Annotated in this window: 9 protein-coding genes; 1 reads left to right on the plus strand and 8 read right to left on the minus strand. The window is 68.2% G+C overall.

Going from position 1 to position 15,441, the window contains the following annotated elements:
• Positions 1 to 2 precede the first annotated feature (2 nt).
• From ESP70_RS06355 to ESP70_RS06385, 7 genes are all read right to left on the minus strand, one after another.
• Complete coding sequence (locus ESP70_RS06355) at positions 3 to 2,033, minus strand: bifunctional aldolase/short-chain dehydrogenase (RefSeq protein ID WP_188110517.1); 2,031 nt, start codon at positions 2,031 to 2,033, stop codon at positions 3 to 5.
• On the minus strand, positions 2,033 to 3,196 hold the full coding sequence (gene rhaI / locus ESP70_RS06360; RefSeq protein ID WP_149688438.1) for an L-rhamnose isomerase: 1,164 nt from the start codon (positions 3,194 to 3,196) through the stop codon (positions 2,033 to 2,035). Before rhaI ends, ESP70_RS06355 begins: the two co-directional genes overlap by 1 nt.
• Positions 3,193 to 3,597, minus strand: coding sequence for an L-rhamnose mutarotase (locus tag ESP70_RS06365; RefSeq protein ID WP_149688439.1), 405 nt, complete (start codon positions 3,595 to 3,597; stop codon positions 3,193 to 3,195). Before ESP70_RS06365 ends, rhaI begins: the two co-directional genes overlap by 4 nt.
• A 72-nt stretch (positions 3,598 to 3,669) precedes the next feature.
• Positions 3,670 to 4,707 (minus strand): rhamnose ABC transporter substrate-binding protein, encoded by a 1,038-nt coding sequence (rhaS, locus tag ESP70_RS06370; RefSeq protein ID WP_149688440.1) that lies wholly within the window; start codon positions 4,705 to 4,707, stop codon positions 3,670 to 3,672.
• Entirely contained in the window at positions 4,707 to 5,771 is a 1,065-nt protein-coding gene (locus tag ESP70_RS06375) for an ABC transporter permease (RefSeq protein WP_149688441.1), read from the minus strand. Before ESP70_RS06375 ends, rhaS begins: the two co-directional genes overlap by 1 nt.
• Positions 5,768 to 6,799, minus strand: coding sequence for an ABC transporter permease (locus ESP70_RS06380; RefSeq protein ID WP_149688442.1), 1,032 nt, complete (start codon positions 6,797 to 6,799; stop codon positions 5,768 to 5,770). Before ESP70_RS06380 ends, ESP70_RS06375 begins: the two co-directional genes overlap by 4 nt.
• Entirely contained in the window at positions 6,796 to 8,307 is a 1,512-nt protein-coding gene (locus ESP70_RS06385; protein WP_149688443.1) for a sugar ABC transporter ATP-binding protein, read from the minus strand. The genes ESP70_RS06380 and ESP70_RS06385 overlap by 4 nt, the downstream gene beginning before the upstream one ends.
• A gap of 129 nt (positions 8,308 to 8,436) precedes the next feature.
• On the opposite strand from ESP70_RS06385, the gene ESP70_RS06390 reads away from it, so the two are divergent.
• Positions 8,437 to 9,447, plus strand: a complete 1,011-nt coding sequence (locus ESP70_RS06390; RefSeq protein WP_149688444.1) for a LacI family DNA-binding transcriptional regulator — start codon at positions 8,437 to 8,439, stop codon at positions 9,445 to 9,447.
• A 75-nt stretch (positions 9,448 to 9,522) separates the two neighbouring features.
• On the opposite strand, the gene ESP70_RS06395 is transcribed toward ESP70_RS06390, so the two are convergent.
• A complete protein-coding gene (locus ESP70_RS06395) occupies positions 9,523 to 15,324 on the minus strand; it encodes a family 78 glycoside hydrolase catalytic domain (RefSeq protein WP_149688445.1) in 5,802 nt (1,933 codons plus the stop codon).
• Positions 15,325 to 15,441: the final 117 nt, after the last annotated feature.

The following is a 15,441-nucleotide window of genomic DNA, read 5'->3' on the forward strand; positions in this document are numbered from 1 at the left end:
CGTCAGCGCAGGAACGCTGCCGCGACACCGGCGTCCACGGGGATGTGGAGGCCCGTCGTCTGGGTCAGGTCGGGCCCGACCAGCGCGTAGACCGCGTTGGCGACGTGGTCCGGCAGGACCTCGCGCTTGAGCAGCGTGCGCTGGGCGTAGAACGCGCCGAGGTCCTTCTCCTCGACCCCGTAGACCGCGGCGCGGTTGGCGCCCCAGCCGCTCGAGAAGATGCCCGAGCCCTGCACGACGCCATCGGGGTTGATGCCGTTGACACGTACGCCGTGCTCGCCGAGCTCGGCGGCGAGCAGGCGCACCTGGTGAGCCTGGTCGGCCTTGGTCGCGGAGTAGGCGATGTTGTTGGGCCCGGCGAAGACCGAGTTCTTGGACGAGATGTAGACGATGTCGCCGCCGAGACCCTGCTCGATGAGGGCCTTCGCCGCCGTGCGCGAGACCAGGAACGAGCCCTTGGCCATGACGTTGTGCTGCAGGTCCCAGTCGGCGACCGTGGTGTCGAGCAGCGACTTGGACAGGGACAGCCCGGCGTTGTTGACGACGAGGTCGAGGCCACCGAATGCCAGCAGCGTCGCATCGACGGCCGCCTTGACGGCGTCCTCGTCCGACACGTCGGCCTGCACGCCGACAGCGACATCGGTGCCACCGATCTCCGCAGCAGCGGCCTGCGCCTTGGCGAGGTCGAGGTCGGCGATCGCGACGACAGCACCCTGCGCAGCGAGCTTGTGGGCGATCGCCTTGCCGATGCCCGAGGCCGCCCCCGTGACGAGGGCGATGCGCGTGGCCAGCGGCTTGGGTGCCGGCATGCGCTGGAGCTTGGCCTCCTCGAGCGCCCAGTACTCGATGCGGAACTTCTCCGCCTCGTCGATCGGCGCGTACGTCGACAGTCCCTCGGCGCCACGCATGACGTTGATCGCGTTGACGTAGAACTCGCCGGCGACGCGGGCGGTCTGCTTGTCCTTGCCGAAGCTGAACATGCCGACGCCGGGCACCAGCACGATCAGCGGATCGGCGCCTCGGATCGCGGGCGACTCCGGCGACGCATGCCGGTCGTAGTACGCCTGATAGTCCTCGCGGTACGCCGCGTGGAGCTCACGCAGCCGGGCGATCGACTCCTCGACGGTCGCCGAGGCGGGCAGGTCGAGCACGAGCGGCTTGACCTTCGTACGCAGGAAGTGGTCCGGGCAGCTGGTGCCGAGTGCGGCGAGGCGCGGGTGCTCGCTCGAGGCGAGGAAGTCCAGCACGACGTCACTGTCGGTGAAGTGACCCACCACGGGTCTGTCGGCCGACGCGATCGAGCGGATCGTCGGGACGAGGGCCGCCGCCTTGGCACGGCGCTCGGCCTCGGGCAGTGCGGCATAGCCGTCGAGCGCCGGGCCGAACGGCTCGGGCCGCGACTGCTCGTCGATGTACGCCGCGGCGGTCTCGATGATCCACAGCGAGTTGTGCTCCGCTTCGTCGCTGGTGTCACCCCACGCCGTGATGCCGTGGCCGCCGAGGATGCAGCCGATCGCCTCGGGGTTCTTGGCCTTGATCTCGGCGATGTCGAGGCCGAGCTGGAATCCGGGCCGGCGCCACGGCACCCATACGACCTTGCCGCCGAAGACGGTCTCGGTCAGCGCTTCGCCGTCGGCCGAGGTCGCGATCGCGATGCCGGAGTCGGGGTGCAGGTGGTCGACGTGCGCGGCGTCGACGAGGCCGTGCATCGCGGTGTCGATCGACGGCGCGGCACCGCCCTTGCCGTGCAGGCAGTAGTCGAACGCCGCGACCATCTCGTCCTCGCGGTCGAGACCGGGATAGACGTCGACGAGCGCGCGCATGCGGTCGAGGCGCAGGACCGCGAGGCCGCTCTCGGTCAGCGTGCCGAGGTCACCGCCGGAGCCCTTGACCCAGAGCAGCTCGACGTCCTCACCCGTGACCGGATCGGTCTCGGTGCCCTTGGCGGACGTGTTGCCGCCGGCGTAGTTGGTGTTCCTGGGGTCAGCTCCCAGGCGGTTCGAGCGGTCGATCAGCTCTTGTGCGGTGGTCATCAGTTCCATCCTGCTTGGGTGCCGCCGACGCGGTCGGTCTCGATCTGGTCCTGGTAGCCGCTGGCGAGGAACGCCTTCAGCGGGTTGGCCGGGAGTCCTCGCTCTTCACGCCAGGCCGCGAGGTCCGCGCGGACGTCGGTGTAGAACGCATCCATGAAGATCTCGTTGGCGAGCAGCACGTCGCCGTCGGCCTGCGCCTTCTCCAGAGCGCCGGCGTCGACGAGCAGCGCCCGAGCGGTCATCTCCTGGACGTTGAGCACCGAGCGGATCTGCCCGGGGATCTTCTTCTCGATGTTGTGGCACTGGTCGAGCATGAACGCGACGCCGCTGTCCGGGCCGTAGCCGCCACCGCGGATGACCTCGTAGAGGATGCGGAACAGCTGGAACGGATCGGCTGCGCCCACGATCAGGTCGTCGTCAGCGTAGAAGCGGCTGTTGAAGTCGAACGAGCCGAGCTTCCCGAGCCTCAGCAGCTGCGCCACGATGAACTCGATGTTGGTGCCCGGCGCGTGGTGGCCGGTGTCGAGGCACACGTACGCCTTGTCGCCCAGCGCGGCCACTTGCACGTACGACGTGCCCCAGTCCGGGACGTCGGTGTGATAGAACGCCGGCTCGAAGAACTTGTACTCCAGCACGAGGCGCTGGTCGTCGCCGATGCGGTCGTAGATCGTGGCGAGCGACTCGGCGAGGCGGTCCTGCCGGCCGCGCATGTCGCCCTGGCCGGGGTAGTTGGTGCCCTCGGCGAGCCAGATCTTGAGGTCGCGCGACCCGGTCTGGTCCATGACGTCGATGCACGCGAAGTGGTGGTCGATCGCCTTCTGGCGGATCCGCGGATCGGTGTGCGTCAGGGCGCCGAGCTTGTAGTCGTCGTCCTGGAACGTGTTGGAGTTGATCGTGCCCAGACCGATGCCGTGGTCCTCGGCGTAGCGGCGCAGCGCGGCGAAGTCGTCGACCTGGTCCCACGGGATGTGCAGCGACACGAGCGGCGCCAGGCCGGTGAACTCGTTGACCTTGGCGGCGTCGGCGATCTTCTCCTCGACCGTGCGAGGGGTCCCGGGGCTGCCGAACACCTTGAACCGGGTGCCGGAGTTGCCGTACGCCCAGGACGGGACCTCGATCGCCTGTCCCTCGAGCTGCGCGCTGATCGCGCTGAAAGTCGTCATCTCACGTCTTCTTCTTCATGGGTTGAGTGGAGCTCTGTGTCGTGCGTCTGCGTCGTGCTCGGTTCGTGCCTGGCGAGCTGGTCCTCCAGGTGGAAGACCTCCTCCAGCACGAGAAATCCTTGATCTGGCTGCTGATCGCCGAGGTCGACGAAGAACTCGGCCATCTCGGCCTGCCAGCGGCCGTTGATCTCCGTGCGTGCCATGCCTGCCTGGGCGTCCTCGATCGAGGGCGTCTCGACGTACCCGATCAACAGGCCGTCGTCGCGCAGGAACAGCGAGTAGTTGTGCCACCCCGTGGCGGCCAGGGCCTGCAACATGTCCGGCCAGACCGCCGCGTGCCGCTCGCGATACTCCGCGATCCGGTCGGGCTTGACCTGGAGCTGGAAGCACACGCGCTGCATCTCATCGGCCTCTCGGGATGGGGGTGGTGCCCGGCCGGCGGGGAGGATGCCGCCGGCCAGGCACCGTGAACATCAGAAGTTGAACTTCGCGATGTTGCTCTTGTTGAACTGGAACGGGTCGCCGAGGAGGACCGTCGCGTCCTTGCCGACCGTGAAGTCACCGAGCTTGCCGGCGCTGAACGTGTCGCCTTCCTTGCCGGTGATCTTGCCGTCGACCAGCGCCTTGGCTGCGAACGCCGCCAGGTAGCCCAGGTCTTCGGGGTTCCAGAGAGCGAACGCCTGGACGGTGCCGTCCTCGACGTACTTGCGCATCTGGTTCGGCGTGCCGAGGCCGGTGACCTGGACCTTGCCCTTGAACTCCGAGTCGGACACGTAACGCGCGGCCGCGGCGATGCCGACGGTCGTGGGCGACACGATGCCCTTGAGGTTCGGGTACTTCTGGAGCAGGGCCGAGGTCTTGTCGAACGACGTCTGGTCGTCGTCGTTGCCGTAGACCGTGTCGACGAGCTTGATGTTGGGGTGGTTGGCCGACAGGTCCTGCTTCATCAGGTCGATCCAGGCGTTCTGGTTGGTCGCGTTGGCGGCCGCCGACAAGATGGCGATGTCGCCCTTGTCACCGATCTGCTTGGCGATCATGTCGACCTGCACCTTGGCGATGCCCTCGGCCGTGGCCTGGTTGATGAACAGGTCGCGGTACTTCGGGTCGGTGTCGGAGTCGAACGTCACGACCTTCGTGCCCGCGTCGCGCGCCTCGTTGAGCGCGTCGCCGATGGCCTTGGGGTCGTTGGCCGAGACGACGAGGGCGTTGATGCCCTGCTGGGCGGCGGTGTTGATGAACGGGACCTGCGCGTCGGGGCTGGCCTTCTCGGGCCCGACCTCGGCGAACTTGCCGCCGAACTCGCTGACCGCGGTCTTGCCACCCTTGTCGCTGGTGTCGAAGTATGGGTTGCCGAGGTTCTTGGGCAGGAACGTCACCGAGACGCTCTTGCCGGATCCTCCGCTGCCGCCCTTGTCGCCGCCGTCGGAGCTCCCGCCACAGGCGGAGAGTACGAGCGCGGCGCTGACGGCGAGGGCACCGAGTGCGCTGGCCTTCCTTCTGTTGAACTTCATCAGTTCTTCCCTTCGTGGTGAGCTGACGCCAGCTGCTGGCGTGCATCGGAGCTCTTGGAGCTGCGTTTCTTCATTCCTGCCGACGCCCGAGTTGCCAAGGACAGGAAGCTGGTGGACATCACCGAGAGCACGAGCAGCAGCCCGATGATGATGTTGATGACGTTGACCGTGACGTCCTCGAGGCGCAGGGCGCTCGAGATGACGCCGATCAACAGGACTCCGGCGATGACGCCGTGCAAGGCACCCCGTCCGCCGAAGATCGACACACCGCCGAGGAGCACCGCGGCGATGACCTGGAGCTCGAGGCCCGTCGCATTGTCGCCGCGGGCGCTGCCGTAGCGGAGCGTGATGTAGATGCCCGCGAACGCCGACACGGCGCCGGAGAGCACGAACAGGATGAACTTCGTCCGTGCGACGTTGACGCCCGTGAAGTGCGCCGCCTCGGAGTTGAGGCCGATGTCGTAGACCCCGCGGCCGAACGACGTGAAGTGCAGGAGCAGCGCGAACAGGATCGCCAGCACGATGAACGGGATCACGATGACCGGATAGCTGCTGTCGCCGATGTGCTGCTTGGCCAGGTCGGTCCACTTCTCCGGGAAGTCCGTGACCGCCTTGGTGCCGAGCGTGCCGACGGCGATGCCGCGGTAGAGCGCGAGCGTGCCGATCGTGACGGCCAAGGAGGGCAGTCCGACGTACGCCACGAGGAAGCCGTTGAACGCGCCGCACACGACTCCCGCGAGGATCGCGACGAGTCCCGCCATCGGGATCGACATGCCGTGCTGGTGCAGGTCGCCGACGAGCACGCTGCTGAGCGCCACGGTGCTCGCGACCGACAGGTCGATCTCACCCGTGATGATGATCATCGTCATCGGCAACGCGATCAGGAGGATCGCGGCGGCGTCGAGAAGCAGGTAGTAGATCGTCAGCGGTCCGTCGAATGCCGGCACCTCGCTGCGCGAGTACATGTAGACCACGACGAGCAGCGCGATGATCGCGAACTCGCGCGCCAGGAGCGCGCGCTGCCACAGGGGCTTGGCGTGTGCGGCGTACGTGCGGGCGGTCATGCGATGTCCCTCGCTTCGACGAGCTTGCGTGATCTGCGTGTGGCCAGGACCCGGTCGAGCACGATGGCGCCGAGGATCAGGGCGCCGACGACGGCCTGTTGCCAGAAGTCCTGCACGCCGAGGATCGGCAGCGCGCGGTTGATCGTGATGAGCAGCCAGGCGCCGATCGCGGCACCCCACACCGAGCCGCTGCCGCCGAAGATCGCGACACCGCCGATGACGGCTGCGCCGACGGCCTGGAGCTCGATGTCCTGACCGGCACCGGAGCTGATCGTGCCGTAGCGCGCGGCGTAGACGACGCCGGCGAGGCCAGCGAGTGCGCCGCACAGGACGAACGCGCCGATGACGCGGCGGCGGACCTTGAGGCCGTAGAGGTTGGCGGCGTCGGGGTCGGACCCGATGGCATACAGCTCACGGCCGCCGCGGGCGGTGCGCAGGTAGTAGCCCACGATGCCGAGCACGACGAGCGCGAGGATCGTCAGGACCGGGATCGTCAGGATCGACTTGGTGCCGAGCGACAGGAACCCGTCCGGCATGTCGGAGGCGTTGATGCGGTTGGAGCCGGCCCACGAGAGCACGACGCCGCGGTAGATGTAGAGCGTGCCCAGCGTGATGACCAGCGCGGGCACCCGGCCCAGCGCGACCAGCAGGCCGTTGATCAGCCCGAGTCCCGCACCGGCGAGCATGCCGATCAGGACGACCAGAATGATCGGGATGCCGGGGTTGTCCACGAAGAGGCGGCCCGTCAGGTAGGCCGTGAGGGCCAGCGTCGAGCCGACCGACAGGTCGACGTTGCGCGTGATGATCACGACGGCCTGGCCGGTGGCCAGCAACAGGAGGATCGCGGGCGTCAGCAGCAGGTCGCGCCAGCCGTCCTCGCTGAACAGGAAGCTGTTGGTGTTGAGCGTGGCTGCGGCGACGACGAGGATCAGCACGAACGCGATGGCGGACTCGCGCGACGTCAGGATCGTCGACACCACGCGCTGCGCGGTGCTGCGGCGGCTGGGCGCCACCAGAGTGTCTGTCATGCGGGGACTTCCATCGTGTTGGTGGCGGCGGTCATGACGCTCTCGGGCGTCGCGTCCGCGCGGTCGAGGTTGGCAGTGATGTGGCCCTCGTGCACGACGAGCACCCGGTCGGCCATGCCGAGCACCTCGGGCAGCTCCGACGAGATCATGAGGATCGCCATGCCCTGGCCGGCAAGCTCGGAGATCAGGCGGTGCACCTCGGCCTTGGTGCCGATGTCGATGCCGCGAGTGGGCTCGTCGATGATCAGCAGCGACGGCTGGGTCGCAAGCCACTTGGCGATGACGACCTTCTGCTGGTTGCCGCCGCTCATCGTGGTCGCATGCATGTCGAGCGCGTTGGTCTTGACCTCGAGGCGTCCCGCCCACGGGCCCGCCGTGCGGGTCTCGCTGCCGTTGGTCAGGAGCCCCCAGCGGGCGATGCGCGAACGGATCACCGCGGCGACGTTGTGGGCCACGGAGGCCTCGGTGACCAAGCCCTGCTGGCGGCGGTCCTCGGGGACGAATCCCATGCCGGAGCGGATCGCGGCGCGTGGGCTGCGGGGGCGTACGACCTTGCCGTTGAGCTCGACCGTGCCGGAGTCATAGCCGTCGACGCCGAAGATAGCGCGGGCGATCTCGCTGCGGCCGGCGCCGACGAGCCCGGCAAGGGCGACGATCTCGCCGGCGCGTACGTCGAAGCTGATGTCGTGGAAGACCCCGGCGGACTCGAGCTGCTTGACCGTGAGCACGGGCTCGCCGATCTCGGCCGGCGTCTTGGGGAACAGGTCGCCGACCTCGCGGCCGACCATCTTGGCGACGATCTGGCTGCTGGTCGTCTCGGCGATCGGGTCGGTCGAGATGTAGTCGCCGTCGCGCATCACGGTGACCGTGTCGCACAGGGCGAACACCTCGTCGAAGCGATGGGAGATGAACACGAGGGCACGACCCTCGTCACGCAGGCTGCGAGCCACGGCGAACAGCCGCTCGACCTCGACTCCGCTGAGGGCGGCGGTCGGCTCGTCCATGATCAGGACGCTGGCGTCGAGCGAGATGGCCTTGGCGATCTCGATGATCTGCTGGTCGGCGATCGACAGACCCTCGGCAAGGCGGCGCGGGTCGAGGTTGACGCCCAGGCGGGAGAACAGGCCGAGCGCCTCCTCGTGCATCGCCTTGCGGTCGATGCGGCGGCCGGCGCCGAGAGGCTGGCGGCCCATGAAGATGTTCTCGGTGACCGACAGGTCGGGGAACAGCGTGGGCTCCTGGTAGATCACGGCGATGCCGGCGTCCTTGGACGCCGCGGTCGACGAGAAGTCGACGCTCTCTCCGTGCAGCAGGAACTCGCCGCCGTCGCGTTGGTAGACGCCGGCGACGATCTTGACGAGGGTCGACTTGCCGGCGCCGTTCTCGCCCACGAGGGCGTGGATCGAGCCGGAGTGGACCGTGAGGCTCCCCGACCGTAGGGCGACGACGGGACCGAACGACTTGCGCACCTGCTCGAGCTGCAGGGCGACAGGACCGCTCGCGTTCATGTGGACTCCGTGACTTCGGGGGCTGGTTCGGCGGCGCGATTGAATCGTTCCAATTTGCCTTCCGGCACTGTATGACGCCCATCACAGTTCCGTCAACCCACAATGTTGAATCGTGTTAACCTCCTCGTCATGGCCGTGGCTCAGGTACGCGATGTTGCCGCTCTCGCCGGGGTCTCCCCCGCGACCGTGTCGAACGCCCTCAACCATCCGGCGAAGGTCTCCCCCGCGACGCTTGCGCGCATCCAGGCCGCGATCGACGAGCTGGGCTACATCCGCAACGACGCGGCCCGCCAGCTGCGCGCCGGCACCAACCACGCGATCGGCATGATCGTGCTCGACATCGCCAACCCGTTCTTCACCGACGTCGCCCGTGGGGTCGAGGACGTCCTGATCGCCGAGAGCCGTCCGCTGATCCTCGGCAACAGCGCCCAGGAGCCCAGCCGCGAGACGTCCTACCTCGACCTGTTCGAGCAGCAGCGCATGAGCGGCGTCCTCATCACGCCCGTCGGCGACGTCATGGACCGCCTCCGCCGGCTGCGCGACCGCGGCACGAGCGTCGTGCTGGTCGACCGCATGAGCCGCGCCAAGGAGTTCTCGTCGGTGTCGATCGACGACAAGATGGGCGGCCGGATCGCCACCGAGCACCTGCTCGAGATCGGCCGCCGCCGGATCGGCTTCATCGGCGGTCCCGCTGGGCTGGCGCAGGTCAAGACCCGCCTCGCGGCAGCGCGCACCGCCGCAGAGAAGCACGGGTCCGGCGAGATCGTGTTCGTCGAGACCGAGACCATGAACGCGCAGGCCGGCCGGTGGGGCGCCGAGCAGCTGCTCGAGCTGCCCCGCAAGCAGCGCCCCGACGCGGTGTTCGCCGCCAACGACCTGGTCGCGCTCGGCGTGCTCCAGGCGCTGACGCTCGCGGGCGTACGCGTGCCCGACGACATCGCGATCATCGGCTACGACGACATCGAGTTCGCCGCCTCGGCCGCGATCCCGCTGTCGTCCGTACGCCAGCCCGCCCAGCAGCTCGGCTCCGCCGCGGCGACCCTGCTGCTCGACGTGATCGCCGATCCGGCCGGCTCCACGGTCAAGCACACGACGCTCAAGCCCGAGCTCGTCGTGCGCCGCTCCACCGCCGGCGCCTGACGAACACGCTGGGCCTGACGTTTCTGTCGTGCTGACACGGCGTGTCGCGACAGAAACGTCAGGCCCAGCGAGAGATCACCGGACTCGGATGTGCCTCGTCGTCGAGGTCGAGCCGTACACCGTGGAGGTGCCGACGTAGACGACCTTGACCGAGCGGAGCCCCTTGGTGCGCATCGTCAGCGAGTACGACGCCTTGCCCGTCGAGGACAGCGTCACGCTGGCGACGCGCTTGCCGTTCTCATAGATCCGCACGGCACCCCGTGGCGTCACGGTGCTCGACGAGACCACGATCGACAGCCGGACCTTCTGGTTCTTGCTGACCGATGTGTCGTTGTAGGCGACCGTGACCTTCGACTTCGCCTTGGTCACCTTCGCGGTCTGGGCCGATGTCGAGGTCGCCGGCGCCTTGCCGGTCTTCGACGCGGTGACCCGCACTGACAGGCGATGTCCCAGATCCGCCGATGCCAGCTTGTACGTCGCCGCCGTCCGGCCCGTCACGACCTTGCCGTCACGCAGCCACTGGTAGGCGTACGAGAGGCCCTTGGTGTTCCACGAGCCCGTCGTCGCGGTCAACGTCGACCCGTACGTCGCACTGCCCGTGACCTGCGGCGGCACGATCGCCTGGACGACGTCGACGTCCGCGAGATCGACACTCGTGGTGCGCAGCGGCTCGGGGTTGCCTGCGACGTCGGTCGAGAAGTAGTCGACCGTGTGCACGCCATAGCCCTCCACGACCGGCTCCTCGTCACCCAGCACCTTCCAAGCGCCGCCGTCGACCCGGTACGTCGTCGCCGCGACCCCACTCAGCGCGTCCTGCGCCGTGAGCGTGAGCGTCGCCTTGTCGGAGTTGTCCACACCCGAGCCTCGGGACACCGCGACCTGCGTCGCCGGCGCCGTGCCGTCGATCCAGACCGGCACCTTCTGCTCGCCTGTCGAGTTCCCCGCAGCATCCTTCGCGCGGTACGACAGCACGTGCTTGCCGTCACCGCTGACCGGGACCGGTGCGACGTACGACTCCCAGCCCGCGCTCTCGCCGGTCTCGACGACCGGAGTGCCGCCGCGGTTGTCGACCGCCGTGACCGCGACCGTCGCGTCACCGCGATACCAGCCGTTGTCGCCCGGCGCCGCTGCGCTGGTGACCGTCGCCGACGCCAAGGGCGCGAGCGTGTCCGCGGGCACCGGCAGCACCCAGCTGTCGGCGATCGACGGGTCGTAGTAACCCGACGCATCGAGCGGGAACTCGTACTTGATCCGCACCGTGCCGTCACTCGTCGCGGCGATCGACGCCGGATCGTCGATGACGGTCTGATACGTCTTGGCGGACTGTCCCGCTGCCGTCTGCTTCAGCATGTACGTCTTCGAGAGGGTGCCGTCGACGTAGATGTTGTACTTCTTCGTCTTCGCCCCGTCGAACGTCTCGATGTTGCGCAGCAGGAACGGCTGGCCCGGCGTCACGGCGTACTCAGCGGAGTACCACGAGCCGGGGAAGCTCGAGTGCGCGTAGCGACGGTCCAGGCCGGCCTCCACGTTGGTCCCGCTGTTGGGCGCCGCCATCAGGTTGTGCGCCGTCTCGGACGCCGACTTGCCGAAGTCGACGTGGTCCGTCGCCTCCTGCGTCGGCGGCGTCGGCAGGTTGACCGTCACCTTGTCGTCCTTGGACGCCAGCGTCACGCCCTGGTCGACGAAGTCCACCGTCACGGGCTGGTCACCGCCGACGGCCTCGAGACCGACGAACAGCGGCAGCACGACGTCCTTGGTCTCACCGGGCGCAATCGTCACGCGCTCGGAGTCCGGAGCCGTCGTCCAGCCGTCAGGCAGCTGCGCAGCGATCTGTCCGGACACCGCGGCGTTGCCGTTGTTCTTGACCGTCGCAGTGAGCGTCGCGCTCTCCTCGGAGCCCGCCACCGGGTTCGTCGAGGTCACACCGGTGATCTCGACGCCGGAGTCGACCGACACCCACGGTGTCCCGTCCTTCAACGTGAACGTCCCGTACGTGCTGGTGAACGTCAGCGCGACCGCGGCGTCGTACGTCCCGGGCTTCTGGTGCTTGGGCACCTCGACCGTGAACGGCAGCTGGACGTGATCGCCCGCGGCGATCGAGTCCTTCTCGATGCTGGCCGGATCGACCTTCCAGTCCTTGACCGTGACCGCGGCCTCGATGTCGCTGAGCGCGACGTCGCCGTCGTTCGCGACCTCGATCGTGCCGGCCACCGTCGTGCCGGGCTGTGCCGCGTCGGCCACCGGCGGGATGACCACCGAGACACCGAGGCTGCTGGCGATCCCCGAGCCGAACATCGTCTCGAGCTTCTCCAGCCGGGTCGTCAGGTCGCCCTTGACGGGTCCGTCGATCGTCGATTCCGCGACCCAGGTCTTGAGCTCCCGGACCACAGCGAGCGCGTCGCTGAGGTGCTGCGACACGCCGCCCTTGTCGCCGGCGAGGTCTGCGGCCAGCGCATCCTCGACGTCACCCTTGGCGGTGGCCAGCGACTCGCCGACGTGCGTCCGCGCCTCGTCCGACAGGTCTCCCGCCGTGGCGAGGTCGCCGGCGTGATCGTCGGTCTTCTGGATCTCGTCGAGGATGGTGCCGAACAGCCCACGCTGGGCATCGACGTGGAACGCGTACGACCCGGAGCCGACGGTGAACGTCGCGACTCCGTCGGCGTACGTGACGTCACTGACGCCGGCGGCGTCCGCGAGCGACGTGCTGCCCTCGGTGACGGCCGTCAGGTTGGCGGCCGGGATGCTGACGGTCGAGGTCGTGTTGACCGGGACCTCGACGTCGAGCGACAGGTCGTCGCCCTCGGTCTTCCAGTCCGACGAGATCGTGCCGTACACCGAGTCGTACGTGCCATGGCCGCTCGTCAGGCCTCCGCCGATGACCGGAGCGATCCGCGACTTCTTGTAGCCGGCCGTGACCGCCGAGATGCCGCCGATGTTCTGGTACATCCACGCGCCGACCGCGCCGTACGCGTAGTGGTTGAACGAGTTCATGCCCTCGTCGCCGAAGCTGCCGTCAGGCCCGATCGAGTTCCAGCGCTCCCACATCGTGGTGGCGCCGTGCTCGATCTCGTAGCCCCACGACGGGTAGTCCTTCTTGAGGATCATCGTGTACGCCAGGTCGGACCGGTGGATGCTCGTGAGCGCCGGCAGCAGCCACGGCGTGCCGAGGAACCCTGTCGTCAGGTGGTAGTCGCTGGTCTTGAGCTTGGCGACGAACTTGGCGCCGACCTTCTCGCGCAGCGCGGGGTCGGTCACCAGGTCCATGCCGAGCGCCATCGCGTACGCCGTCTGGCTGCCGCTGCCGACCGTGCCGTCGGCCGCGATGAGCTTGTCGGTGAACGCCTGGCGGACCGACGTGGACAGTGCCGCGTACTGTGCCGCGTCGGCGTCCTCGCCGATCGCCTTGGCCATCTCCGACAGCATCCGGGCGTCCTCGGCGTAGTACGCCGTGCCGAGCACGTCGGTCGCGGTGTTGTCGTCGAGGTTGAGCCAGTCGTTCCAGTTGCCGCGGGCCGTGTCGATCAGGTCGGCGCCGGCGCCCTGCTGGACGAAGCCGAAGAACTTCTTCATCGCGGGGTAGTTCTGGCGCACGATCGCGTTGTCGCCCTGGGCGTGCCACGCGGCGTACGGCACCGTGATGCCCGAGTCGGACCAGCCGAGCCCGCTGCCGAGGTCGATCGTCGGCACGGACGGCGCGATGCCCGGCAGGTTGCCGTTGTCGTACGCCGAGTCGCGCAGGTCCGCCGTCCACTTGGTGAGGAACGCGCGGGTGTCCCGCAGGTAGCTCGCGGTGGGCGCGAACACGTTGATGTCGCCGGTCCAGCCGAGACGCTCGTCGCGGGCCGGGGTGTCCGTCGGGATCGACAGGAAGTTGCCGCGCTGGCCCCACGAGATGTTGCTCTGGAGCTGGTTGAGCATCGGGTTCGACGTCACCAGGTCGCCGGTCGCCTTGAGGTCCGAGCCCCACACGACACCCGTGACGTCACCGATCTCGGGCGGCGTGCTGGCACCGGAGATCTCGACGTACCGGAAGCCGTGCTGCGTGAACTTCGGCGTGTAGACGACCGTGCCAGTCGTCTTGAACGTGTAGTAGTCGGTCACCTTGGCGGCCCGCAGGTTTCCGACGTAGAACTCGCCGTTCTGGCGCAGCTCCTCGGCGTAGCGGATCTTGACCGTCTGCCCGGCGACACCCTGGATGCGCATGCGGGCAACGCCGACCATGTTCTGGCCGAGGTCGTAGATGTAGCCGTTCGTGACGCCGGGCGAGGTCGTGCGCGTCAGCGCGGGGCGCTCCCCGGTCACGCGGACCGGCTCGTCCGGCTGGGGCACGAGCTTCGCGGTGTCGGAGGTGCCGACCGTGACGGGGTTCCAGCCCGAGTCGTCGTAGTTCGGGTAGTCCCAGCCGGGCTGCTCGGCATTGGCGTCGTACGTCTCACCGTCGATGTTGTCGGCGGCGGCGTACGGTCCGAAGTGGCTCTTCCAGGTGTCGTCGGTCTTGATGACCTGGTGCGTGCCGTCGGTGTAGTCGATGCGCAGCTGGGCGATCAGCCCGACGCTGTTGCCGAACATCCCCGGGCCCCACATGCCGACCTTGCCGGCCCACCAGCCGTCGCCGAGCTCGGCGCCGATCGCGTTGGCACCGTTGTTGACCTGGTCGGTCACGTCGTAGGTCTGGTACTGGATGCGCTTCCGGTAGTCGGTCGACCCCGGCGCGAGGAACTGGTCGCCGACCTTCTCGCCGTTGAGCTGCAGCTCGTACACGCCGTGCGCCGACGCGTAGACCCGGGCCGACTTGATCTCCTTGCCGGGCTCGGTCGCGAACTCCTTGCGCAGCAGCGGCTTGTTGGCGTCGTTGGTCCGCAGCAGGACGTCCTTGCGGTCGCCGACGCGCAGGCCGTCGGGCGTGACGGTGCCGCCGTTGAACGGGTTCCCTGCGGAGAAGTCGGTGTCGAGCAGGGTCGCGCCGGTCTTGGCCGTGACCTTGACCGCCTTGATGTCGGCGGTCTCATCGCCCTGGCCGTCGGCGAAGTCCTGGCGGAAGCCGACGAACCCCTTGGCGAACGTCGTGTCGGTGCGCTGATCGATCTGCGTGCCGTCGAGCTTGGTCGTGATGGTGCTGCCGTCGACCGTGACCGAGAGCCGGTGCGTGCCCTCGAGCAGCTGGGCCGACGTGATGCTGGTGATCGGCTTGTTGTCGAGCAGCGTGTATGTGTTGTTGACGCGCTTGTGCGGGCGGAACTTCGGCACGCCGGTGCCGTCGGCCGTCGAGATCTGCCACATGTACGCGTTGCTGGTGTCCTTGGCCCGGATGAAGACGCCCAGCGCGAGGTCCTTGATGTCGAAGTCGATGTCGGCGGTGTAGTCCGTCCAGCTGTCGACCACTCCGCTGGCGGACTTGCCGATCCAGTCGCCGCTCCACTCCCCGGCGCTGAGGATCCCGGTCTCGAACCACGTGGGATCACTCCAGTCGCTGGCCTGGTCGTCGCCGTCCCAGACCTTGACCTGCCAGTAGTAGCGGGTCTGCGACGCCAGATCAGGCCCGCCGTACGTCACGTCGACCTGGTTGGCGGAGTCGACCTTGCCGGACGACCAGACGTCGTCCGCGCCCTCGCTCGTGCCGACCCGCACCTCGTACGCACTCTGCACGACGCCGCGGGCGCTCGAGGTCGACTTCCAGCTGAAGGTCGGGTCATCGCCGGCAATCCCGAGCGGCTTCGTACGCGCGTTGGTCTGCAGGCTGCCGACCGCGATCCCCTCGGCCGCGTTGGCGCTGCCGGCACCGGCGAGCAGGGTGGCGGCGACGAGCACCAGCGAGACGATGACGCCGACAACCCGGCGAGCGGAGGGCCGTGGAGCGACGGAGGAGGACTGAACCATGACGCGAGCACCCATTCATTAAAACGATTCAACGGACGTGACCGGGCTCACGCTACCCACGGGTTGCTGGACGTGACAAGGTGCCCTCCATGTCAGCACCACGGGTTCGGGTGGTGC

Origin of the sequence: Aeromicrobium ginsengisoli (assembly GCF_004134905.2) — a bacterium.
Lineage (GTDB): Bacteria > Actinomycetota > Actinomycetes > Propionibacteriales > Nocardioidaceae > Aeromicrobium > Aeromicrobium ginsengisoli.

What these genes read in the sequence shown, in the direction of transcription:
- ESP70_RS06355 (WP_188110517.1), bottom strand. Translation starts at nt 2,033, where the DNA reads ATGACCACCGCACAAGAGCTGATCGACCGCTCGAACCGCCTGGGAGCT.
- rhaI (WP_149688438.1), bottom strand. Translation starts at nt 3,196, where the DNA reads ATGACGACTTTCAGCGCGATCAGCGCGCAGCTCGAGGGACAGGCGATC.
- ESP70_RS06365 (WP_149688439.1), bottom strand. Translation starts at nt 3,597, where the DNA reads ATGCAGCGCGTGTGCTTCCAGCTCCAGGTCAAGCCCGACCGGATCGCG.
- rhaS (WP_149688440.1), bottom strand. Translation starts at nt 4,707, where the DNA reads ATGAAGTTCAACAGAAGGAAGGCCAGCGCACTCGGTGCCCTCGCCGTC.
- ESP70_RS06375 (WP_149688441.1), bottom strand. Translation starts at nt 5,771, where the DNA reads ATGACCGCCCGCACGTACGCCGCACACGCCAAGCCCCTGTGGCAGCGC.
- ESP70_RS06380 (WP_149688442.1), bottom strand. Translation starts at nt 6,799, where the DNA reads ATGACAGACACTCTGGTGGCGCCCAGCCGCCGCAGCACCGCGCAGCGC.
- ESP70_RS06385 (WP_149688443.1), bottom strand. Translation starts at nt 8,307, where the DNA reads ATGAACGCGAGCGGTCCTGTCGCCCTGCAGCTCGAGCAGGTGCGCAAG.
- ESP70_RS06390 (WP_149688444.1), top strand. Translation starts at nt 8,437, where the DNA reads ATGGCCGTGGCTCAGGTACGCGATGTTGCCGCTCTCGCCGGGGTCTCC.
- ESP70_RS06395 (WP_149688445.1), bottom strand. Translation starts at nt 15,324, where the DNA reads ATGGTTCAGTCCTCCTCCGTCGCTCCACGGCCCTCCGCTCGCCGGGTT.